The sequence below is a fragment of the Halomarina pelagica genome, assembly GCF_024228315.1.
Classification (GTDB): Archaea; Halobacteriota; Halobacteria; order Halobacteriales; family Haloarculaceae; genus Halomarina; species Halomarina pelagica.
The window spans coordinates 3,023,899-3,046,029 of the sequence record NZ_CP100454.1 but is presented as its reverse complement, the minus strand read 5'-3'; the positions used below and the strand labels follow the sequence as shown (position 1 = coordinate 3,046,029).

The following is a 22,131-nucleotide window of genomic DNA, read 5'->3' as shown; positions in this document are numbered from 1 at the left end:
ATCAGGCGGGGGCCCACGGCCAGAACCCCGCGGCCATCAGGTACCCCGCCGCGCCCGTGACGATCCCCACGGCGATCGTGTACCAGGCGACCGGAGCCGTGTAGTCGGTCCGCCGGAGGGCGAGCAGGAGCCAGAACGTCGCCCAGAGTATCGCCCAGATCCACCAGAGCAGCGCGAGGCCGACGTCGCCGCCCACCCACACGAGATACCCGGTGGGGACGGCGACGACCGTGACCAGGATGCAGTACCACCCGAGCGACCGCTGGTCGTCGGCCCGGCGGTAGGCGTTGACCCCCACCCAGAGGTACGTAAACGAGAACAGGAGCGTCGCCGCCGCGTTGAACGCCGTCCCCGGCGAGGCCTCGCCCCCGAACGCCCACCACAGGGCGATGAACAGCGTCAACCCGCCGACGAGGAAGTTCAGGACGGCCGTGTCGCGGTCGGATCCCCGCCCGAGCAGCCACAGTCCGTTGACGACGAGAACGGCCCCGACGAACACCAGCCCCATCCCGAGTTCCGTGTACAGTGACATTGCGTCCCTCGATTGCGCACCGTGATAGCATTCATCACGGACACTTGGGACAATTCATTGACAACAGCGAAATAGCTGATTGTTCGATTCGTGATCGACGGTATCCGGTAAAAGGACGGACGCGGGAACGTGGTAGTCGTCGACGCCGACTGATTGGACGTTTCAGTTACATTTTTGTCGCGAGGCGTGGACGGGAGAGACCAGTGATACCATGACACAGGGGGGTGCGCGTTGGCCCCGTCGGCTCAGGAGCGGTGGACTCGATCGAACGACCGGACGGGACGCTCGTCGCGCCAACGTCGCGGCCGGGCGGGCGCTCGCGGCCACCCTGCGGACGACGCTCGGTCCGGCGGGGCGCGACAAGCTCCTCGTCGGCACCGACGGGCTGGCGGTCGTCACGAACGACGGCGCGTCGATCCTCGATCGGATGGAGATCGAACACCCCGCGGCGTCGTTGCTGTACGAGGTCGCGTCGGAGCAGGCCGAGCGGGTGGGCGACGGGACGACGACCGCGGTGCTCCTCGCGGGCGCGCTGCTCGAGGGGGCGGAGGGGCTGTTCGAACAGGGGGTCCACCCGGGGATCGTCACCGCGGGGTACCACCACGCCTGCTCCCGGGCGCTGGAGACGCTCTCGACGCTGACGCTCGGGGACGACCCGACCGACCGGGCGACGCTCGTCTCCGTCGCGCGCACGGCCATCACCGGGAAGTGGTCGGAGCCGGAGGCGACGCGCGTCGCCGACCTCGCCGCCGACGCGGTCCTCGCGGTGAGCGACGGAAGCGAGGTCGACCGACACCGCATCACGCTCCAGGGCGTACCCGGCGGGAGCCCCGGCGACGCGGAGTTCGTCGACGGACTCGTCGTCGACATGGGGGAGTCGTCCGCGACGGCCGACGACCGCGCGATCCACCTCCCGCGGCGGTTCGCGGACGCGCGGATCGCGCTCGTCGACGCGCCGCTCGGCGCGAAGCAGGCGAACGCGACCCGCGCCGTGACCGTCGAGGGGACGGACGGGCTCGACGCCATCGCGGCGCACGAGGAGCGCCAACTCCGGGAGCAACTCGAGCGCATCGCGGACGCCGGGACCGACGCGGTGTTCTGCCAGCAGGCCATCGACGACGTGCTCCGGTCGCGCCTCGCGCGTCGCGGGATCCTCGCCGTCGAGCGGACGCGACAGGACGAGATGTACAAGCTCGCCCGGGCGACCGGCGGCACCCTCGTCGCGAGCGTCGAGGAACTCACACCGGAGGCCCTCGGCCGGGCGGGCGTCGTCGAACGGCGGCGGGTCGCCGGGCGCGATCTGACGGTCGTTCGCGGCAACCCCGACTCGAAACAGGTGTCGTTACTGCTCCGGGGCGGGACCCAGCACGCCATCGACGAGACGCGCCGGCTGGTCGAGGACTGCCTGACCGTCGTGACCCTCGCGCTCCTCTACGGCGACCTGCTCCCGGGCGGCGGCGCGACGGAGGCCGAACTGGCCGCGGACCTCCGCGGGTTCGCCCTCGAATTCGACGGCCGGGAACAGTTGGCGATCGAGGCGGCCGCAGGGGCGCTCGAGACCGTCCCGCGAACGCTGGCGGAGAACGCGGGGGCCTCACCCATCGACGCGCTGGCCGACCTGCGGGCCAGCCACGACCGGGGCGAGGTGACGGCCGGGATCGACGCCGCCGACGGTTCGGTCGCCGACGTGTCCGCACGGGGCGTGGTCGAACCGCTCGCGGTCAAGCGACGGGCCATCGCCGGCGCGACCGAGGCCGCGAACCTGCTCCTGCGGATCGACGACGTCGTCGCCGCGCGCGACGGTGACGCCCGCGGTCACGATCACGATCACGATCACGGGATCGGAGGCGACCACGGTGGAGGTCAGCGCGGCGGCTATCCCTGGGCGATCGGGCACTGAGCGCCACCGCTCGGCGTTCCGCTCGCTCTCGGTCCGTTCGGTCCGTTCGCTCGACGCTCGCGACGACGAAAAGGGTGTGACGAGGCGGTCAGGACGGCTCGGCCACGCTCCCGCGGGCCTCGCTCGGCGCGTCTTCGAGGCCGTCCGGATCGACGTCGAACTCGAACACCTCCTGGGGCACCGAGACGGTGACGCAGGTGTTCGGGAGGTCGACGATGCCGGCGATGCGACTCTCGACGGGCACCGTGCTGAGGAGGATGTACGCCTGCTCGCGGCTGTACCCGAAGTTCGTCAGGTAGTCGATGGCGTCGAGGCAGGCCCGACGCATCGCGACGGTGGAGTTCTTGTAGTGCTGCGTCCCCTCCTCGTCCACCGAGTACCCCTCGAAGACGACGTACTCGGAGAACTGCGGTTCCACGTTCCCCGGCTTGAACATCGCGTGATCGATCCCGAAGCGCTCGACGCCGTTCTTGATGAGGTCCACCTTCAGGTCGACGAACCCCGCCATCTCGATGGCCCCGCAGAAGGTGATCTCGCCGTCGCCCTGCGAGAAGTGGAGGTCGCCGGTGATGAGCTTCGCCCCGTCGACGAACACCGGGATGTACACCCGCGAGCCGCGACTGAGATTCTTGATGTCGCAGTTCCCGGCGTTCTCTCGCGGCGGGATGGTCCGCGCCGCCTCCTCGGCCGCCTCCTCGACCTGGCTCTCGTCCATGTCCCCGAGCAGCACCTCGTTCGGCTCCGGCGGGAGCGCGAGCGGCGGGTCCTCGCCCCGCGTCTCGTGGTTCACCGCCGTCTCGTCCTCGGGGCCGCGTTCGATGAGCGCCCGCTCGCGCTCGTTCCACCGTTCGAGCAGCTCGTGGGAGGGCGTCGTCCCCAAGATCCCCGGGTGCGACAGCCCCGCGAACCGCACGTCGGGGACGTGTCGCGAGGAGGTGTAGACGCCCTCCAGGTCCCAGATGGCCTTCCTCGCATTCGGGAAGTGGTCCGTGAGGAACCCGCCGCCGTTGTCCTGCTCGAAGATGCCCGTGAACCCCCACTCGTGGTCGGGGAACGGCCCGAGGTCGAGGATGTCCACGACGAGGATGTCTCCCGGCTCGGCCCCCTCGACCTCGAAGGGACCGCTCAGGTGGTGGTTCGGGTCCAGGCGCATGTCGCGTATGTCGTTCGCGCTGTCGTCGTTCACGACCTGGTTCCCCGTCCAGTCGAGGCACTCGACGCGGAAGCTCTCCCCCGGCGTCACCGTCGCCACGGCGGGCACGTCGGGATGCCACCGGTTTACGATGGGGTCGGGCTGTTCGTCGGGCGGTTCGTCCGTGTCCACTTCGAACACCGTTTCCACCATGATGCGAGCTATCAATAGACAAGCATCGAAATAGCCTTAATCGTCGTCGCGCACACTGTGCCGCGTCGCCGTACGTGATGTCCAAATGAGATATGACGATAGCGGAACCTCCCCGCGAACGGTGGCAAAGGACTAACAGCTCCTCCGGAGTACTGTGCACGTCCATGTCACAGACGACCCGGATCCCGTCGCTCGACGCCTGCGCCGCGGTGTACGTCGACGTGTGGGAGACGTTCGAGGACGATCCGTTCGATCCGGACGACCTCGACCGGCACCTCCTCGACAGCGGACGCCCGGACGGTCTCGAACCCCACGGCGACGAGGTGATCGCGTCCCTCGCGTTCCTGGTCGGCGCGGGGGCGCTCTCCCGCCTCGGCGACGGCCGGCTCCGCGCCTGCCACCGTCCCGACGTGCCGCCCGCGGAGTGGTCCGAAGACGCCGCGGCGCGCGCCGACGCGCTGGCGGCGGCGATCGCACGGGCGGCGAATCGCGACACGAAGATGGAGACGGAGACGGAGACAGAGACACCGCCCTTTCGGTACCGGGGCGAACGCTACGCGAGGCTTCCCGTCCCGCCGGACGCGACGGTCGAATCGCTGGACGAGGCGGTCGTCGACGCGATCGAGGACGCACCGGACGTCGCCGGCGTCGGCCTCTACGCCCCGGCGGACGCCGTCGCCCCGGTCCAGCGCGTCGCCGACCGACTCTGCGACGAGTCGCCGCCGGACGGGCCGTCGCCGCGGTTCGAGAAGGAGACCTCAGAGGTCGCTACTGGCGACGACGGCGACCTCGAGTTCCGCCTGTACCTCCGTGCCGTCTGACGCGCCGCGGCACACGTGACACGCCGTAGCACGTTTGTCGTTCCGCGTCGTATGGACGCGCCTATGCCCTCGCGAATCGACGTCATCGAACCCCACGAGGCCGAGGACGAGGCGGTCGGCGCGCTCCTCCGCGACGCCCGCGACGGGTGGTACGGGGACGCCGCCTTCTTCGGGGCGATGGCCCACCGGCCGGAACTGTTCGAGCGAATCGCCGCCGTCTTCGAGGCGTTCCCGCGGAGCGAGCGCGTCGACGCGGCGACCCTGGAGCTGATGCGACTGCGAGTCGCGGCCGTGAACCGCTGTGCGTACTGCGCGACGGTCCGCACCCGGGAGGTGGCCGACGACGTCGCATCGAAGGAGGACGCGGTGCTCTGCGGGACGGCCGATCTGGACGCGCTCGACGACCGCGAGGCGCTCGCCGTCCGACTGGCCGACGCCTTCGCCTCCGACCCCCACGCGATCACCGACGACCTGATCGACGACCTCCGGGACGCGTTCGGCGAGGAGGGACTCGTCGAACTCCTCGCGTTCGCCGCGCTCGAAGTCGGCTTCGACCGCTTCTGCATCGCGTTACAGCTCGATACCACCGAGGAGAGCGAGTACCCGACCGGACTCCGCTACCCCTTCGACCCCGAGGAGGAGACGTCGAAGTGACGATGCTCCTCACGTCCGTTCGTCGCGAGAAAGCGGGCTGAGAGGGATTTGAACCACGGTCGCTCGCTGTACTCGCTCTCTACCTCAAATCCTCTCCGGAACTCGTTCGGCGCTCGCTGTCGCTCGCGCACGAACAGCGGGCTGAGAGGGATTTGAACCACGGTCGGACGTGCTCGCTTTGCTGCGCGCGCCCTCTCTAGTTTAAATCCCTTCAGGTGCGCTTTCTACGCTCCTCACGTCCGTTCGTCGCGAGAAAGCGGGCTGAGAGGGATTTGAACCACGGTCGCACGTGCTCGCTCCACTGCGCGCGTGCTCCCTGATTCAAATCCCGTCAGCGTCGTCACTTCACACGCTTCGCAGTGCTCGCACGAGAAGGTGACGGGCTGAGAGGGATTTGAACCCTCGGCCGTCTGGTTAAGAGCCAGATGCTCTGCCTGGCTGAGCTATCAGCCCTCGATTTCGAGTTACCGCGGTTGATTCATATACGTTTCCTTTCGTCCGGTCCCTGGGCCGCTCACGCACGGGCGACGTCGTCGGAACGCCACGCTCTGATCGTCTTCCGGGGACAGGAGTGCGCCGCCGGATGGCAGACGGCGGCGCGTGAGCAACACGCAACCCGATCGCGCGCGCAAACGGGTATCGCCCCGCGGTGCATCGGTTCGGTAGACAGGAACGGACGGACGGGCTGTCCGTCGGACCTCGGGGCGCTCGGCGGCCCGTCGGCGCTGCGATCACCGCTTCGGCCTGACGTCGTGCACACGTCTGTGGACGCGGCGGCACCGCCAAGCCATCCGAGTGACCGGACGGGAGCCGCTTAGTTACGGAGCACGTACACCGGCGTCGAGCGCGGTAAGCTGGGATTATCGTGACGGTCTCGTCGCCGAGGGACGGCGCTCGGACCGTCGTCTCGACGCGCGACGCTCGGCGGACTGCGACGCGAACGGTTCCAATCCCATCCCGACCGGTCCGCGAGGGGTGGCGAGACGCCGCGATCCCACTTATTTGAAGTACGAGGGAGCCAGAGGGTAGCATATCATGAGTACCGCCATCACCATGGCGTCCATGTCCACGTACGCCATCCTCGGCTGCGGCAGCGTCGGCCACGCCGTGGCCGAGGACCTCGAGGAGGAGGGGAAGGACGTCCTCATCCTCGACATGGACGAGGGGCGCGTCGAGGCGCTCCGCGACCAGGACATGGACGCCCGGACGGCCGACATCCGCGAGGCGAGCGTCGTGGACGAGATCGCGGACCGCGACGTCGTCCTCATCCTCTCCTCCGACGTGGACGCCAACATGGCCGCCGTCGAGAACATCCGCGACCGGGGCGGCGAGCAGTTCGTCGTCGCGCGCGCGTCGGACCCGGTGTCGGCCGACGACCTCGCCGAACTGGGGGCGGACGTGGTGATCAACCCCTCTACCGTCATCGCGGACTCCGCGCTCCGCGCGCTCGAGACCGGCGAACTCGAGTACAAGACGGGAAAGCTCGCCGAGATACTCGAGGAGACCTCGAGCAAGCTCGCCATCCTCACCCACCGGAGTCCGGATCCGGACTCCATCGCGAGCGCCGTCGCGCTCAAGGCCATCGCGGAGGCGCACGACGTCGAGGCGGACATCGTCTACGACGGCGAGATCGGCCTCCAGGAGAACCGCGCGTTCGTCAACCTGCTCGGTATCGACCTGGTGGCGCGTAGCGACGTCGACCTCGACGACTACGACACCGTCGCACTGGTCGATCACGCCCAGGCGTCCGAACCCGCCGTCGACCGCCGCATCGACATCTACATCGACCATGCCGAACCCGAACTCGAGTACGACGCCCGCTTCGAGGACATCCGCCCCAACATCTCCTCCACCTCGACCATCCTCACGAAGTACATCCAGGAGTTCGACCTGAGCCTGAACGAGGAGGTCGCGACCGCGCTGCTCTACGGCATCCGCGCGGAGACGCTCGACTTCAAGCGCGACACCACCCCGGCGGACCTCACCGCCGCGGCGTACCTCTACCCGTTCGTCGACCACGACACGCTCGAACAGGTGGAGTCGCCGAGCATGAGCCCCGAGACGCTCGACGTGCTCGCGGAGGCCATCCGCAACCGCGACGTGAAGGGGAGCCACCTCGTCTCGAACGCCGGGTTCGTCCGCGACCGCGACGCGCTCGCGCAGGCCGCCCAGCACCTCCTCAACCTCGAGGGGATCACCACGACCGCCGTCTTCGCCATCACCGAAGACACCATCTACCTCGCCGCCCGCTCGAAGGACATCCGGATGAACATCGGCGCGGTGCTCGACGACGCCTTCGGCGACATCGGCGAGGCGCGCGGCCACTCCACCGACGCCACCGTCGAGATCCCCCTCGGCATCTTCACCGGCATCGAGACCAGCGAGGACAACCGCGACACGCTGCTCGCGCTCACCGAGGAGGCCGTCCGACGGAAGCTCTTCGACGCGATGGGCGTCGAGACGGGCGACTCCAACGGAAGCTGAGAGGGAGTATCGCAGGAGTTCATCGACTCCTCCCGGGAGAATCGAACACCGCACCCGGTCGAGACTCGCCGTGTCTCCGGCTTTCTACGATACTCCCTCTGAGCGGTCGATCATCGGCGATCGACGTATCGCCGACCGCGAACCCCCCACGTACCGGCAACCGCCCCCGCAGGGGGACCGGCTAAATCCCTCCGCCGGCTATGGGTCATCATGACGGACGACACGTTCGCTCCCGGTCTCGAGAACGTCATCGCCGCGGAGACGCGCCTGAGCCACGTCGACGGCGAGGCGGGCGAACTCGTCATCGGGGGGTTCCCGGTGGAGGAACTCGCGGCGAACGCCACCTACGAGGAGACGCTCTTCCTGCTCTGGAACGACCGCCTGCCCGACGCCGACGAACTCGACGCGCTGCGCACCGACCTCGCCGCCCGCCGCGAGATCGCGGACGAATCCTACGAGGTCGTCCGGGCGGCCGCGGAGGACGGGGCAGACGCGATGGACGCCCTCCGGATGGGCGCGGCGAGCGCGAACCTCGGCCGCGAGGACGAGTCCCCGGAGGAGGCCGCCAGGACCGCCGTGGCGCGCTTCCCGACGATCGTCGCGGCCTACTGGCGGGCGCGCGAGGGCGAGGAACCGGTCGCCCCCCGCGAGGACCTCTCGCACGCCGCGAACTACCTGTACGTGCTCACCGGCGAGGAGCCGAGCGACGCCGAAGTCCGCGGGCTCGAGACGTACCTGAACACGGTCGTCGATCACGGGTTGAACGCCTCGACGTTCACCGCGCGGACCATCGCCTCGACGCGGTCGGACGTCGTCTCCGCCGTCACGGGGGCCGTCGGCGCGCTGAAGGGACCGCTGCACGGCGGCGCGCCGGGACCGGTACTCGACATGCTCCTCGAGATCGAGGAGACGGGCGACGCCGAGGCGTACCTCCGCGAGCGACTGGAGTCCGGCGAGCGCATCATGGGCTTCGGACACCGCGTCTACCGGGTCCGCGACCCCCGAGCGGCGGTCCTCTCGGCCGCCGCCGAGCGCTTCTACGAGGCCGACGGCGACGGCGAGTTCCTCGCGCTCGCCGCCGAGGTCGAGGAGACCGCGATCGACCTGCTCGCGGAGTACAAGCCCGACCGACCGCTCGACACGAACGTCGAGTTCTACACCTCACTGCTCCTCCACGGCATCGGCGTTCCCCGCGACCTGTTCGCGGCGACGTTCGGCGTCGCGCGCGTCGGCGGCTGGACCTCCCACAGCCTCGAACAGCTCGAGGCCGACCGGCTCATCCGACCGCGCGGTCGGTACGTCGGAGACGCCGAGCGGACGTGGACGCCGCTCGACGAGCGATAGCGCGAGAAGGGATCGGGGACCGCAGATCAGACCGCGGCTTCCTCTTCGGGTTCCTTGAGCCGCTCGACGATGTCGTTCACGAGGACGACGTCACCGACGGCGCGAACCCAGCGGTAGGGGATGAGCACGCCGCGAGCGCCGCGGGCGCGGTCCTTGAACAGTTCGCCGTTGAGTTGCGAGAGCGCGAGACCGGTGACGCGCTCCCCGTCCAGGTCGAGGCGGAGGTCCTCGACCTGGCCGACGAACACGCCGTTGTTGGAGTAGACCTCCCGTCCGACGAGCGAGGTGATCTCCTGCGGTGTCGGGTTCGCGGTGACGTCCATGTTCCTGCCGTTGTAGCCGGGGGTCTTAACAGTACTGTCGACGACAACGTCCGTTCACGGCGTCGGTATCGGGCGGGCGTTCGTCCAGACGCGCTCGATGCGCGCCTCGGCCCACTCGACCGCCGCCGGATCGTCGGTGCGAACGAACGCTCGGAGGTCGTCGTCCGCGTCGTAGATCGTGAGGCCCACGGTCGTCGTCTCGTCGGTCGAGTAGAGCCGCAGGCCGAACGGCGGGAGGTCGGAGTCGGGGGACTCGCGAAGTTCCACCCTGCCCGTCTCGAGCGCCACCGCGACGGCGTCGGCGTAGTTCGCGAGCAACCGTTCGAGGGACGCGGGCGCGAACACGAGTCGAACCGTCGTCCCGTCGAGGATCCGGTCCCTGTAGAGTTCGACGTACCGCTCGGTGACGGCCCTGGCGATCCCGCGCACCCCGTCCGTCTCCCGGAGGAGTTCGCCGATCCGCCGGATCGGTAGACCGGGGTCGTTCGCCGTCGGGGTGACGATCTCGGCACCGGCGAGCGCCCGAGCCTCGAGCGGCGCGTCCGGCGGAAGCGCGCGCAGGACGTCGGTCGCCTCGCGAATGCGCTCCGTGCGTCGCCTGAACTGCCCGTACGACTCGACGGCGAGTCGCCCGGGGGTCGTCGCCCGGTACCCGTCGGGACGCTGCTCGACCAGATCGTGGTCGACGAGTTCGCGGAGGGCGCGATCGACCGTCGAGCGCGAGACGTCGAGGGCGTCGACGAGGTCTGACTTCTCGGCGGGGGACTCGACCAGCCGATCCAGCAACTCCGCCCGGCGAGCGAGCAGGTCGAGTACGGCCGCCGGGGGCTGCCGGTCCATCGACCGTATGTAACCGGTACGATACGTAAGTATCCTGTGGTGATCGCCGAGGGACCAATATAAACAGGGGAAAATTATATATAGTAGAACTCAGCGATTACGTGACTGGGCGAGCGGTGAAGTAATTAACCTGGCTAGGGTATGAACTATCGCCGGATGCCTCTGACAGCCCGGCACCGCGTGTCTCGAACACGCACTCGTCGTCGGTCTGCCCGAACCGACGGCGAGGTGGGGAGTGACTCCCCCGCTATTGTACGATCGCGTATACTCGAACCCTGTACACGACGCCCGGAGCGTCGCGTCAGCGCGTATGAGCGTCTGCGCGTCAGAACGTCAGCGCATCCGAACGTCAGCGCGACGAACCGTCCGGTTGTGCGGGGATCGGACACACCATCGGGGGCGTTAAGCCGTCGTCCGGATAACGAGGAGGTATGAGCGAGTCAGACGACGAACTGGACGCGATACGGGAGCGGAAGCGGGAGGAACTCGTACGGGGGGCGAGCGGGGGTGCCCCCGACGAGCCGATCCACGTCGACGGCCGCGAGGAGTTCGACGCGGCGGTGTCGAGCCACGACGTCGTCCTGGTGGACTTCTACGCGGACTGGTGCGGCCCGTGCAAGATGCTCGAGCCGACGGTCGAGACGCTCGCCGCCGACTCCCCGGCGACCGTCGTCAAGGTGGACATCGACGCCAACCAGGCGCTCGCGCAGGCCCACGGCATCCGCGGCGTCCCGACGCTCCAGCTCTACGCCGGCGGCGAGCAGGTCCGGCAGTTCGTCGGCGTGCAGGACGAGGCGACGCTCCGCTCGGCCATCGAGCAGCACGCCTAGGGAACTCGATTTTCGACGGCTATAGCGCGTCGACGACGTTCAGGAACCCCGATCCGTAGTAGGCCCTGTCGTACCCCTCCGGGACGGTCGCGGCGCGCTTCAGGGCGGCTTCGACCTGGTTCGCGCCGTACTCGGGATTGGCGCTCTTGACCAGGGCGGCCGCGCCCGCGACGTTCGGCGCGGCCATGGACGTGCCGGCCTTCCAGCCGTAGCCGCCGGGTACCGTGCTCAGCACGAGGTCGTAGTACCAGGCCGCGTCGGTCCCGATGGCGCTGAGGTCGGCGTCGCCCCCCGGCGCGCCGAGCGTGACGGCGTTCGTCCCGTAGTTCGTGTAGAACGCGGGGCTCTCCGGCGGCTCCCTGAGCCCCTCTTTCCCCCACCGGAACCCGATCGGGCCGGTCGCGCTCACGCTTAGGGCCTGCGCGCCCTCGTTGGGGAGGCTGATCCAGTAGCCGCCGCTGAGGTACTCCGCGTCACCGTCGCCGTCGAGGTCGATCCGTTCGCCGACGTCGTTCTGTAAGTTCGCGCCGTCGTTGCCCGCCGAGATGACCAGCAGCGTCCCCTCGCGGTTCGCCGCGGTCATCACCCGGTTGAGCACCTTTCCGTAGAAGGAGCCGAAGGTCGACGTCTCCCCGTCCGCCGTCTCGACGGCGCGACGCGGCACGGGGTACGCGCCGAGCGAGAGGTTCGCCACGTCGGCGTCGATCTCGGCCGCGTACGCGATGGCGGCCAGGACGTCGCCGAACGACGCGCCGCCCTCGTCCGAGAACACGCGGCAGTCGATCAGGTCCGTCGCGGGCGCGGTGCCGACGACCCCCGTCTCGTTGTCGAGGGCGGCGACGATCCCCGCGACGTGGGTGCCGTGGTCGCCGCCGGCAGGGACGCCCGCCCCCGCGCCGTCGTCGGTGAAGTTCCGCGAGAGGTCGACGTTCACGTCGAGGTCGGGGTGGCCGGCGTCCACGCCGGAGTCGATGACGGCGACGCGCGTTCCCTCGCCCGTCGTCACCTCGTGGGCCGCCTCCACGTCCAGGGCCTGCTTGTCCCACTGGAGGGGGTAGAGCGGTTCGTCCGCCGCGGTCACCGCCTCGGCGCGCGGCGCACGCCCGTTCGTCTCCGGTTCCTTCAGCCGGAGTTCGAGGTCGGGCACCGCCGTCCCGAGCGCCTCCGCCTCCGACCGCGAGGCGCGGACGACCGCGTATCCGATCCGCCGGAGGTCGTGGACCACCTCGACGCCGCCGAGGTCTGCGTTCCGCCGGAGGTCGACCAGGTACCGGTCGGTTCGCGTCGCCGCCGTGACCGTCCCGCTCGCGGCGATCCCCCCGACGAGTGCGCCGCTCGCTCGCAGAAACGTCCGCCTGGTGTGCGTTGGCATCACGTCCAGAACGTGTCGATCACGTATAAATCTTGATGGATCGACAGACACGAAAGAAAGGCGCTCGGTCGCCGGGTCCAGCACACTTAGGGCAAGGGGACGAGACGGGAGAGGCATGTCCGGTTTGGCGACGGTCGGGGGGTTGGTCGTCGGCGTCCTGCTGTTGCTCGGAAACGCGTTCTTCGTCGTCAGCGAGTTCGCCATGACGCGGGTTCGCCAGTTTCCGAGAGAGGAGTTCACGGGGAACCGCGGGCTCGAACGGGCCTGGGAGATGACCGACCGCCTCGAGATCTACCTCTCGGGGTGTCAAGTCGGGATCACCATCTGTAGCGTCGGGCTCGGCTACGTCGCCGAGCCGGCGCTCGCGGCGCTGCTCGATCCCGCGGTGAAGGCGCTCGGGTTGAGCGGGCTCGTCGGCGGAAGCGAGGGGGGACACGCGGCGCTCTCGGTCCTCCTGGCGCTCGCCCTCATCAACATGCTCCACATCGTCGTGGGCGAGCAGGCCCCGACCTACCTCGGCGTCGAGCGGACGAAGGGCGTCTGCACGTACTGCGCGTATCCCCTCTGGATCTGGACGAGGGTCATGTACCCGGTCATCGTCGTCGCGGATCGCATCGCGAAGGCGCTCCTGGGGGTGTTCGGCGTGACCATCGAGCGGTCCTGGGCGGAGGAGGAAGCCGGGGACGACGCGTCGAGTCGCGCCGTGCTCCGGAAGCAGATGGGCGAGCGGCTGAGCGGGCTCGTCTCGGACGAGGAGCGCAAGGAGGAGGTCCTCGCCGCGCTCGACATCGAGCGGATGGCCATCACGTCCGTGATGGTGCCCCGCGAGGACGTGATCGCGCTCTCGGCGGACGCCTCGCTCGACGAGAACATGCGGACGATCGGCGAGTCGCCGCACGCGCGATTCCCCCTCGTCGGCGACTCGCTCTCCGACTTCCGGGGGGTCGTCTACACGCCGGCCGTCCTCCGCGAACTCGACGCGCTGGAGGAAGGCGAGTGCACCTTCGAGGACATCACCGCGCCGCCGATGACGCTCGACGCGGAGGTCGTCGTCAGCGACGCGATCGATCGGTTCCAGGAGGAGCGCCAGGAACTCGCGCTGATCGTCGACGACGGCGAGGTCGTCGGACTCGTCACCGCGACCGACTGCTTCGAGGCCATCACCGGGGATCTCGAGGACCCGCTCGACGCGGACGGCGACGATCCGGTCCCGGAGACGGACACGACGTCGACCGCGTCCTGAGGGGGAGTCCGCCCCTCGACCGCGTCGACGCTCCTCTCCGCCGGGTCCGCGTCCCGCCGTCCCCCGCCGCGATCACTCCGCGAGGGCGAGCATGCCGTCCACGTCCGCGCCGTCCTCCAGGAGGCCGCGCATCACGTCGACCGTCTCGGCGCTCCGGGCGCGGCCCTGGCGGAGGACGTCCTCCGCCCGCTCGACGGCCGTGATGGTGTCCGTCTGGACGGTCAGGATCGGCACGCCCTCCTCCTCGGCTCGGCCGACGACCGCGCCCGCGGGGCGGAACCCCCCCGTGAGCAGGAGGCACTTGATGCCGGGCGCTTCGAGCGCCGCCGCCTGGATGTCAGAGCGGTCGCCGCCGGTGATCATCGCCGCGTCGCGGGTGCGGCGGAACTGCCTGAGCGCGTCGTCGGCGCTCATCGCGCCGACGGTGAAGCGCTCGATGAAGGCGTCGGTCGGCGCGTCGGCCGTGACGACCTGCGCCCCGAGGTCGTCCGCGAGTTCCGCGACGGTGACGCCCGCGAGTTCCTGGACGCGGGGGAGCGCGCCGAAGACGGTGATCCCCCGCCCCTCGAGGAAGGGGACCACGTCGGTCGTCAGCTGGTCGTACGCGGCGTCGGTGACCGCGTTGAACAGGACGCCGCCGAGGCGGTCGCCGAGGTGCCGTGCCGCCGACAGCACCGCGTCCACGTCGCCGGGCTGTTCGTAGCGGGCGATGAGGACCGCGGTGGCGTCGAGCAGGTCCGCGACGTCGGCGTCCGTGAGGTCGACGACGCCGCCCGTCGAGAACGACCCGCCGCCGTCGATGAACACGAGGTCCCTGTCGGCGGCGAGGCCGTCGTAGCTCTCACGCACGCGCTCGTGGAGGGCGGTCGCGTCCTCGCGCCCGCGCAGGGCCTGCTCGACGAACGTCGGCGAGTAGACGACGGGTTCGAGGTCGGCCATCTCGGCGTCGAGGTCGAGCAGTTCGCGCGCGAGCAGGGGGTCCTCGTCTAGGGTCTTGCCGACCGCGCTCTGGAGGCGCGTCCCCTTCGGTTTCATGTAGCCGACGTCGAGGCCGCGCTCGCGCGCGAGTTGCGCCAGCGCCAGCGTGACGGCGGTCTTGCCTGTGCTCTCGTCGGTCGATGTGATGAGGATCGGGTTCATAGCTCGTCGGGGTCGATGGTGAGTCTGATGTCGACGGCGGTCGCGCCGTCGGGCGTCGCGACGAGGGGGTTGACGTCGAGTTCGAGGATGGCCGGGAAGTCCGTCACGAGCTGCGAGAGCCGCTGGATGACCTCTACGACGCTCCCCTCGTCTACGGGTTCGCGTCCCCGCGCGCCGCGGAGGAGCGGGGCGGCCCGGATGTCGTCTACCATCCCCGCCGCCTCGGGTTCGCTGACGGGGGCGACCCGGACCGTCGTGTCCTCTAACACCTCGACGAAGATGCCGCCGAGGCCGAAGAGCACGAGGGGGCCGAACTGCGGGTCGCGGTTCGTCCCGACGATGGTCTCGACGCCCTCCTCGAGATCGAGCAGTTCCTGCACCTGCACGCCGAGGATCGTCGCGTCGGGCTGGTAGTTCTTCGCGCGGGCGACGAGGTCCTCGTAGGTGTCGTAGACGTCGTTGTTCCGGACGCCGACGCGGACGCCGCCGATGTCGGACTTGTGCAGGATGTCGGGGCTGACGATCTTCATCACGACGTCGCCCTCGATCGATTCTGCGACCTCGATGGCCGCCTCGGGCGAGGAGACGACGTCGCCCTCGGGGATCGGGACGCCGTAGGCGTCGAGCAGCCCCATCGCCTCCACCCCGAGGCGGGTGTCGCCGCGGTCGGCCGCCCCCCGCAGGATCTCACGCGCGCGAGCGCGATCCACGTCGAACGTCGTCGGCTCGACGTACTCCCGCTCGCGGATCTCCGCGTACGACCGCAGCGCGTCGAGGCTCTCCACCGCGCGCGCCGGGTCGAAGTACGTCGGGATGCCCGCCTCGCCGAGGATCTCCCGCGCGGACTCGATGCGCTCGCCGCCCATGAAGCAGGTCGCGACGGGGAGGCCCGACTCGGCCTGCCTCTCGACGACGGCCTCCGCGAGGTCGTCGAAGGTGAGCACGGCGGTCGGGCAGGTGACGACGCAGACCGCGCCGACGTTCGGGTCGTCCATGGCGATCTCGATCGCCTCGGCGAACCGCTCGACGGGCGCGTCGCCGATCACGTCGACCGGGTTGTAGATGTTCGCCTCCTCGGGGAGGACCTCCTCGAAGCGGGCGAGCGTCTCGTCGGCGAACGACGCGAGCGAGAGGCCGGAGTCGCCGATGGCGTCCGTCGCCATCACGCCGGGACCGCCCGCGTTCGTCACCACGGCGACGGAGTCCGTCTCGGGAAGGGGTTGCCCCGCGAGGATGCTCGCGGCGTCGAACAGCTCCTGGACGTTCTCGGCGCGGATGACGCCCGCCTGTTCGAGCCCGGCCTCGTAGGCCGCCTCGCTCCCGGCGATGGTGCCGGTGTGGGAGGCGGCGGCCGACGCGCCCGCCTCCGTCCGACCGGACTTCACGAGCACGATGGGCGTCTCCGCCGTCACCTCGCGGGCGCTGCGGATGAACGACGCGCCGTCGGTGATCCCCTCCAGGTAGCCGAGGACGACGTCCGTCCCCTCGTCGTCGCCCCACGCCTCGACGAAGTCGCGCTCGTCGAGGACGGCCTTGTTGCCGAGCGAGACGACGTCCTTGAAGCCGATGCCGCGGTCGTTCGCCCAGTCCAGCACGGCCGTGATGAACGCGCCCGACTGGCTCATGAAGGAGATGCTCCCGTCGAGGGCGTTCTCCGGGCCGAAGGTCGCGTTCATGCCCACCGGCGTGCTGATGATCCCGAGGCTGTTCGGCCCCACGAGGTCGAGGTCGTGGGCCTCCGCGACCGCGCGGAGTTCCCGCTCGCGCCGCGCGCCCTCGCTCCCGGTCTCGCCGAACCCCGCGGTGATGACCACCACGTTCTCGACGCCCGCCTCGGCGATCCCGCGGACGACGTCCACCGCGACCCGGCCGGGGACGACGACGACCGCGAGGTCGACCTCGCCGGGAACGGACGCGACGTCGGGGTACGCCTCCCTGCCGAGCACCGACTCGGCGTTGGGGTTCACCGGCACCGTCTCGCCCTCGAACGAGTCGAGCATGTTCGTCATCACGGCCCGACCGACCGACCCCTCGCGCTCGGTCGCGCCGACGACGGCGACGCACCTCGGGCTGAACAACGTTTCCAGTCCCATTCGTCGCGTGGGACTACACCGGCGCGTCCGAAATACGTGCCGACCGTTCTCGGTCGGTGAAACTCGCGGCGATCGGCGGGCGGTACGTCCCCCGATCGGTATAACAACACCACCATCCGAGATAGCACCTTTTATTAAGATCGGCACTAGTTTTAGTATCAGATGTCGAAACTCACACGACGGTCGCTGCTGGCGTCCGGGGCGGCGGTCACGGTCGGAGCGCTCGCCGGGTGTCTCGGAAGCGTCGACCCCGCCGCGGGGTCGAACGGGAACGAGGTCGAGGCGTCGTTCTACGTGCTCGGGGACTTCGGGGGCCGCGTCGGGGGCGACGCCCTCGGCGTCGGCACGCTGGTGCCGTTCGGACAGCACGGCCACGGCTGGCAGCCCTCCGCGGACCTCCAGCGGCGCGTCCGCGTGGCGCGGGCGTTCCTCTACATGGGCGAGGGGTTCCAGCCCTGGGCCGACGACGTGGTCCGCAGTCTGGAGGAGGACGGCACCGACGTGGCGGTCATCGCCGCTCGCGAGAACGTCGATCTCATCGACGCGGCCGGACACGGCGGTCACGACCACGACCACGATCACGGGGACGAGAACGACACGCACGAAGACGAGAACGGATCCGAGTCCCACGACGAGGGGCACGATCACGAGGGCGAACACGATCACGGGGGCGAAAACGACACCCATGGAAACGACACCCACGAGGGAGAGCACGGGGAGAACGAGTCCCGCCGCGAGGGGGGTGACGAGGGGGACGACGGGCACGACCACGGCGGCAAGGACCCCCACTTCTGGCTCGACCCGACCCGGGCGGCGACCGCCGTCGAGACCATCCGCGACGGGTTCGTAGGCCTCGCGCCCGACGAGGAGGCGACCTTCCGCGAGAACGCGGACGGCTTCGCCGCCGAACTCCGGGACCTCGACGCCGAGTTCGAGGAGGCGCTGTCCGGTCGATCGAAGGAGGCCGTCCTCGTGGCCGGGCACAACGCCTTCCAGTACCTCGGCGAGCGCTACGGCTTCGCGGTCCACGCGCTGACCGACCTCTCGCCGGACGACAGCCCGACGACGAGTGACGTGCGGCGCGCTCAGGAGATCATCGAGGCGGACGGCATCGAGCACGTCCTCGCGCCGGTGTTCGAGTCCGATCGGGCGGCGAAACAGCTCGTCGCCGAGACGGACGCGACGGAGGTGCTCCCGATCACGGCCCTCGCGGGGTACAGGGAGGAGTGGAAGGAGAAGGAGTGGGGGTATGTGGAGATCATGCGAGAGATCAACCTCGAGAGCCTTCGGACCGCACTCGGGGCATGAACGCGGTCGAGGTCGACTCCGTCACGTTCGCCTACGGCGAGCGGCCCGTCATCGACGACGTGTCGCTGACCGTCGAGGACGGCGAGTTCCTCGGCCTCGTCGGACCGAACGGATCGGGAAAGAGCACCCTCCTCGAACTCGTGCTCGGACTCCTCCGCCCCGACCGCGGGACGGTTCGACTGTTCGGCGAACCCGCCCGCGAGTTCGACGACGGGACGCGCATCGGATACGTCGCCCAGCAGACCACCCGCGGTGCGGACGAACTGCCGATCACGGTCCGCGAGGTCGTTCGCATGGGGCGGTACCCCCACGCGGGGCTTCGTCGCCTCGGCGCGGACGACCGCCGGGCGATCGAGGACGCGATGGCGACGGTCGGGGTGGCCGACCTCGCGAGCCGTCGCGTGGGCGACCTCTCGGGCGGCCAGCGCCAGCGGGTGTTCATCGCGCGGGCGCTCGCCTCGGAGGCCGACCTGCTCGCGCTCGACGAGCCCGCGGTGGGCGTCGACGCCGACTCGCGGGACGCCTTCTACGATCTCCTAGCCGACCTCAACGACGGCGGGATGACGGTGATCCTCATCGAGCACGACCTCGGCGTCGTCACCGAGCGTGCCTCGCGCGTGGCCTGCATCAACCGGCGGGTGTTCTTCCACGGCGACCCGGACGGCTTCGCCGACAGCGACGCGCTCGCGAACGCCTACGGGGCGAACCAGCGGCGGCTCCACCACGATCACCCGTGACTGCGTCGACGCTCCTCGCGGCGCTCGTCGTCGTCACCGTCGCCGTCGTCGGTCCCCTGGAGACGCTGTTCGACCGGGCGCTGTCGCTGTTCGGCGGGGCGTCGTGCGCCGCCGGCCGCGTCGCGATCGGCGGCGACATCTTCTGCGCGGGCTACATGCAGCAGGCGCTGCTCGCGGGCCTCTGCGTCGGCGTCGTCGCGCCGCTCGTCGGGACGTTTCTCGTCCACCGGCGGCTGGCGTTCATCGGCGACACGCTCGCGCACACGGCGTTCGCGGGCGTCGCCGTCGGCCTGTTCCTGGGCGCGAGCCTCGACGCGCCCGTCTCGCCCTACGCCGCCGCGCTCGTCGTCGCGGTCCTCTCGGCGCTGCTCGTGCAGGCCATCGCGGAGTACACGGACGCCTACGGCGACGTGGCGATGGCGATCGTCCTGTCGGGCGGGTTCGCGCTCGGGACCGTCCTGATGAGCCTCGACAGCGGCGGCCTCTCGGTCGGCGTCACCGACTACCTCTTCGGAAGCCTCTCGCTCGTCACCCGCGCGAACGTCGGCCTGCTGGTCGTCCTCACGCTGATCGTGGTCGCCGCGGTCGCGATCGCCTACCGACCGCTCGTCTATCTCACGTTCGACGAGACGGCGGCGCGCGTCGCGGGCGTGAACGTCCGCCGCCACGAGCGCCTGCTGGTCGTTCTCACCGCGCTCGTCGTCGTCGCCGCGATGCAGATCATGGGCGTCATCCTCGTCGCGGGGATGCTCGTCGTCCCGGTCGCCGCGGCGGCGCAGGTCGCGACGAGCTTCCGCCAGTCGCTCGCCCTCTCGGTCGTCGCCGCCGAACTCGCCGTCGTCTCGGGCATCGTCGTCTCGTACTACTTCGGCCTCCAGGAGAGCGGCATCATCGTCCTCGTCGCCATCGGGGTGTTCGCGGTCGCCGCGGCCGCCGCCTGGATCGGCGTCCCCGAACGGGCGACCTCACTCCTCCGCCAGGTCGACGACCGCCGCGTCCGCTAGCTCCCGGAGCGTCTCGGGAGCGATCGGGAAGACCGCGTCGGGCGTCCCCGCCGCGGCCCACACCGTCCCGTGATCGACGAGCGTCTCGTCCAGGTAGACGGGGACCGCCTCGTCGTGACAGAACGGTGGGACCCCGCCGATGGACCACCCGAGCGTCTCCCGAATGGCGTCGGGGTCGGCCATCCCGGTCGCCGACGGGTCCGCGCTCCGGAGGGCCGCGACCTTCTCCATGTCGACGCGGTTCGCGCCGCTCGTCACGCAGACGACGAGGTCGTCGCCCGCGCGAACGGCGATGGCGCTCGCGATCTGCGCGACGTCGCAGCCGACCGCCCTCGCGGCGTCCGCCGCGGTCTTCGTTCCGTCCTCGAACTCGTGAACCTCCGGATCGAAGCCGTGTCGCTCTCGGGCGCAGTTCCTGAACTCCTCGGCGCGCGGGTGCATGGGCCGTCCGGCGACCGCCAGCGACATAGCCGTAACGGACGGGCCGTCGGCAGCGCCCGCTGTACGACGAGGGATGCGGGCCCGCAGTCGATAGCATACAACGACCGTTTGATCCGCCGCAAGGGGTTTTATGCTGGACGTTGACCGCGCGGTATGAACCGACGAACGGTCCTCGGCGCGGTTGCGGGCGGCCTGACGGTCGCGCTCACCGGATGCCTCGGCGGGGACGACTCCGGCGGAGATAACGACGAGAACGGAACGGGCTCGAATGGGACAGATGACACGAACGCGACGAACGGCACGAACGACACGAACGGAACCGGCGGTAACGGGACGAACGGCACGAACGACACGAACGCGACGAACGCGACGAACGACACGAACGCCACCGACGGGGGAGCCTCCTCGATCACCGGAGAGCAGTTCCAGGCGCAGTCGTCGAACTGCGGCCAGGGGAAGGAGAGCGCCTCCGTGACGTTCCCCGGCGGCGACCAGGTGAAGGTGACGGGCGTCATAAGCGGTAAGAACGCCTGCCACAGCGCCCGCCTCGGCGACGTCAGCCTCGAAGGCGGGACGCTCACCGTGCCCGTTCAGACGTACGTCCCCGAGCAGATGAAGAACGCGACCTGTAGCCAGTGCATCGTCGACATCGAGTACCAGGCGTCGTTCACGTTCGGCGGGGAGGTCCCACAGCGCGTCGTCGTGACGCACCACGGCGAGCAGGTGGCGACCGGCGAGCGGTGACGGCGGTGACGGGCGGTGACGGGCGTGTGGGACTGACGGGCGGGCGATAACCGGCGAACAGTGACGGGCGGGCGGGCGACGACCGGCCGACCCGGTGGGCGCGGCGATCGGCGACGGCAGCACGCCGGGTGACCGCGACGCGGCGGGTCGCCACGGCGCTGATTCTTGGTTCGGTACGACGAACGGGGCGTATGCCCGATGCGCTCGACCGCGAGTTCGACCCTGAGCGGCCGGACTCCGCTTCCCAGATCGGGCCAGGGTTTTCTCGAACGAGCAAGGATGTGCGTTTTCGAGAAAGCTGTTTTTGGCTTCCCAAAATAATCTTCTCCCGACGGCAAGGTTTAAGTGGGACGCGCGCGAGGCTAGAACCGAGATGAGCACCCAGAAGGAAGCGATACGACAGCCGGCGGACGAGGTGGAGGAGAACGCGCTGCGCATCGACAAGGACCGTTCGGAGCAGATCATCGACGCGCTCAACACGGACCTCGCGAACGCGTACGTCCTCTATCACCAGCTCAAGAAGCACCACTGGAACGTCGAAGGGGCGGAGTTCCTCGACATGCACCTGTTCCTCGAGGAGGCCTACGAGACCGTCGAGGAGGGTGCCGACGTGATCGCGGAGCGCGCGCAGGCGCTGGGCGGCGTCCCGATCGCGGGACCGTCCAACCAGGAGGAGCGCGCCACCGTCGAGTTCGAGGGCGAGGACGTCTACGACATCCGCACCTCCCTCGAGAACGACCTGGCGATCTACGGGGACATCATCGAGTCGATGCGCGACCACATCGAACTCACCAACAACCTCGGCGACTACACGACCGAGGAGCGACTCCGCGAGATCCTGGTCGGCCTCGAGGAGGACGCCCACCACATCGAACACTACCTCGAGGACGACACGCTGGTGCTCGAGGAAGCGACGCACTAACGCCTCGCGTTCACCCCCGTTCTTTTATCGACCGCTCGCCGAGCGCGAGCGACA

20 protein-coding genes and 1 tRNA gene are annotated in these 22,131 nt (G+C 69.6%); 12 read left to right on the top strand and 9 right to left on the bottom strand.

What is annotated here, in order from left to right; genetic code table 11:
- Position 1: 1 nt before the first annotated feature.
- Positions 2-532 carry an AmiS/UreI family transporter gene (locus NKI68_RS15785; protein ID WP_254544069.1) on the bottom strand — a complete coding sequence of 177 codons (531 nt, stop codon included), beginning with the start codon at positions 530-532 and terminating at the stop codon, positions 2-4.
- 211 nt (positions 533-743) lie between these two features.
- On the opposite strand from NKI68_RS15785, the gene thsA reads away from it, so the two are divergent.
- The gene (thsA, locus tag NKI68_RS15780) at positions 744-2,432 is read left to right on the top strand and encodes a thermosome subunit alpha (RefSeq protein WP_254544067.1); all 1,689 of its coding nucleotides are present in this window, start codon (positions 744-746) and stop codon (positions 2,430-2,432) included.
- 88 nt (positions 2,433-2,520) lie between these two features.
- Here the strand turns inward: thsA and fmdA are convergent, their stop codons facing one another.
- Positions 2,521-3,777, bottom strand: coding sequence for a formamidase (gene fmdA, locus NKI68_RS15775; RefSeq protein ID WP_254544066.1), 1,257 nt, complete (start codon positions 3,775-3,777; stop codon positions 2,521-2,523).
- A 164-nt stretch (positions 3,778-3,941) separates the two neighbouring features.
- On the opposite strand from fmdA, the gene NKI68_RS15770 reads away from it, so the two are divergent.
- Both NKI68_RS15770 and NKI68_RS15765 read left to right on the top strand, forming a co-directional pair.
- Complete coding sequence (locus NKI68_RS15770; RefSeq protein WP_254544065.1) at positions 3,942-4,598, top strand: hypothetical protein; 657 nt, start codon at positions 3,942-3,944, stop codon at positions 4,596-4,598.
- Positions 4,599-4,661: 63 nt separating this feature from the next.
- The gene (locus tag NKI68_RS15765; RefSeq protein WP_254544064.1) at positions 4,662-5,252 is read left to right on the top strand and encodes a carboxymuconolactone decarboxylase family protein; all 591 of its coding nucleotides are present in this window, start codon (positions 4,662-4,664) and stop codon (positions 5,250-5,252) included.
- Between the two features lie 379 nt (positions 5,253-5,631).
- Here NKI68_RS15765 and NKI68_RS15760 read toward each other — a convergent pair.
- Positions 5,632-5,705: transfer RNA gene (locus tag NKI68_RS15760), tRNA-Lys, on the bottom strand.
- Positions 5,706-6,287: 582 nt separating this feature from the next.
- Between NKI68_RS15760 and NKI68_RS15755 the strand changes: the two genes are divergently transcribed.
- Both NKI68_RS15755 and NKI68_RS15750 read left to right on the top strand, forming a co-directional pair.
- The gene (locus NKI68_RS15755) at positions 6,288-7,736 is read left to right on the top strand and encodes a DHH family phosphoesterase (RefSeq protein WP_254544063.1); all 1,449 of its coding nucleotides are present in this window, start codon (positions 6,288-6,290) and stop codon (positions 7,734-7,736) included.
- A gap of 210 nt (positions 7,737-7,946) precedes the next feature.
- Positions 7,947-9,080: a citrate synthase/methylcitrate synthase gene (locus NKI68_RS15750; protein ID WP_254544062.1), complete on the top strand. Its 1,134-nt coding sequence runs from the start codon at positions 7,947-7,949 to the stop codon at positions 9,078-9,080.
- 26 nt (positions 9,081-9,106) lie between these two features.
- Here NKI68_RS15750 and NKI68_RS15745 read toward each other — a convergent pair whose 3' ends face one another.
- Both NKI68_RS15745 and NKI68_RS15740 read right to left on the bottom strand, forming a co-directional pair.
- The gene (locus tag NKI68_RS15745; protein ID WP_254544061.1) at positions 9,107-9,403 is read right to left on the bottom strand and encodes a PRC-barrel domain-containing protein; all 297 of its coding nucleotides are present in this window, start codon (positions 9,401-9,403) and stop codon (positions 9,107-9,109) included.
- A gap of 54 nt (positions 9,404-9,457) precedes the next feature.
- Positions 9,458-10,243, bottom strand: a complete 786-nt coding sequence (locus NKI68_RS15740; protein WP_254544060.1) for a helix-turn-helix transcriptional regulator — start codon at positions 10,241-10,243, stop codon at positions 9,458-9,460.
- A 431-nt stretch (positions 10,244-10,674) separates the two neighbouring features.
- On the opposite strand from NKI68_RS15740, the gene trxA reads away from it, so the two are divergent.
- Positions 10,675-11,073: a thioredoxin gene (gene trxA / locus NKI68_RS15735; protein WP_254544059.1), complete on the top strand. Its 399-nt coding sequence runs from the start codon at positions 10,675-10,677 to the stop codon at positions 11,071-11,073.
- A gap of 19 nt (positions 11,074-11,092) precedes the next feature.
- Here the strand turns inward: trxA and NKI68_RS23600 are convergent, their stop codons facing one another.
- Entirely contained in the window at positions 11,093-12,445 is a 1,353-nt protein-coding gene (locus NKI68_RS23600; RefSeq protein WP_256562634.1) for a S8 family serine peptidase, read from the bottom strand.
- Between the two features lie 115 nt (positions 12,446-12,560).
- Between NKI68_RS23600 and NKI68_RS15725 the strand changes: the two genes are divergently transcribed.
- Positions 12,561-13,688 carry a CNNM domain-containing protein gene (locus NKI68_RS15725; RefSeq protein ID WP_254544058.1) on the top strand — a complete coding sequence of 376 codons (1,128 nt, stop codon included), beginning with the start codon at positions 12,561-12,563 and terminating at the stop codon, positions 13,686-13,688.
- 72 nt (positions 13,689-13,760) lie between these two features.
- Here the strand turns inward: NKI68_RS15725 and NKI68_RS15720 are convergent, their stop codons facing one another.
- Positions 13,761-14,828, bottom strand: a complete 1,068-nt coding sequence (locus tag NKI68_RS15720; protein WP_254544056.1) for a phosphotransacetylase family protein — start codon at positions 14,826-14,828, stop codon at positions 13,761-13,763.
- Positions 14,825-16,921, bottom strand: coding sequence for an acetate--CoA ligase alpha subunit (gene acs, locus NKI68_RS15715; RefSeq protein ID WP_254544055.1), 2,097 nt, complete (start codon positions 16,919-16,921; stop codon positions 14,825-14,827). The genes NKI68_RS15720 and acs overlap by 4 nt, the downstream gene beginning before the upstream one ends.
- Before the next feature lie 162 nt (positions 16,922-17,083).
- On the opposite strand from acs, the gene NKI68_RS15710 reads away from it, so the two are divergent.
- From NKI68_RS15710 to NKI68_RS15700, 3 genes are read left to right on the top strand one after another with little or no spacing between them, the layout of a single operon-like run.
- Positions 17,084-18,229 carry a metal ABC transporter substrate-binding protein gene (locus NKI68_RS15710; RefSeq protein WP_254544054.1) on the top strand — a complete coding sequence of 382 codons (1,146 nt, stop codon included), beginning with the start codon at positions 17,084-17,086 and terminating at the stop codon, positions 18,227-18,229.
- Complete coding sequence (locus tag NKI68_RS15705) at positions 18,226-18,966, top strand: metal ABC transporter ATP-binding protein (protein WP_254544053.1); 741 nt, start codon at positions 18,226-18,228, stop codon at positions 18,964-18,966. The genes NKI68_RS15710 and NKI68_RS15705 overlap by 4 nt, the downstream gene beginning before the upstream one ends.
- On the top strand, positions 18,963-19,970 hold the full coding sequence (locus NKI68_RS15700; RefSeq protein WP_254544052.1) for a metal ABC transporter permease: 1,008 nt from the start codon (positions 18,963-18,965) through the stop codon (positions 19,968-19,970). The genes NKI68_RS15705 and NKI68_RS15700 overlap by 4 nt, the downstream gene beginning before the upstream one ends.
- On the opposite strand, the gene NKI68_RS15695 is transcribed toward NKI68_RS15700, so the two are convergent.
- Positions 19,932-20,411 carry a YbaK/EbsC family protein gene (locus NKI68_RS15695; protein WP_254544051.1) on the bottom strand — a complete coding sequence of 160 codons (480 nt, stop codon included), beginning with the start codon at positions 20,409-20,411 and terminating at the stop codon, positions 19,932-19,934. The two genes, NKI68_RS15700 and NKI68_RS15695, sit on opposite strands and share 39 nt — an antisense overlap.
- A 153-nt stretch (positions 20,412-20,564) precedes the next feature.
- Here NKI68_RS15695 and NKI68_RS15690 point away from each other — a divergent pair, with 153 nt between their 5' ends.
- Positions 20,565-21,155: a hypothetical protein gene (locus NKI68_RS15690; RefSeq protein WP_254544050.1), complete on the top strand. Its 591-nt coding sequence runs from the start codon at positions 20,565-20,567 to the stop codon at positions 21,153-21,155.
- Between the two features lie 373 nt (positions 21,156-21,528).
- Positions 21,529-22,077 carry a DNA starvation/stationary phase protection protein DpsA gene (dpsA, locus tag NKI68_RS15685; protein ID WP_254544048.1) on the top strand — a complete coding sequence of 183 codons (549 nt, stop codon included), beginning with the start codon at positions 21,529-21,531 and terminating at the stop codon, positions 22,075-22,077.
- Positions 22,078-22,131: the final 54 nt, after the last annotated feature.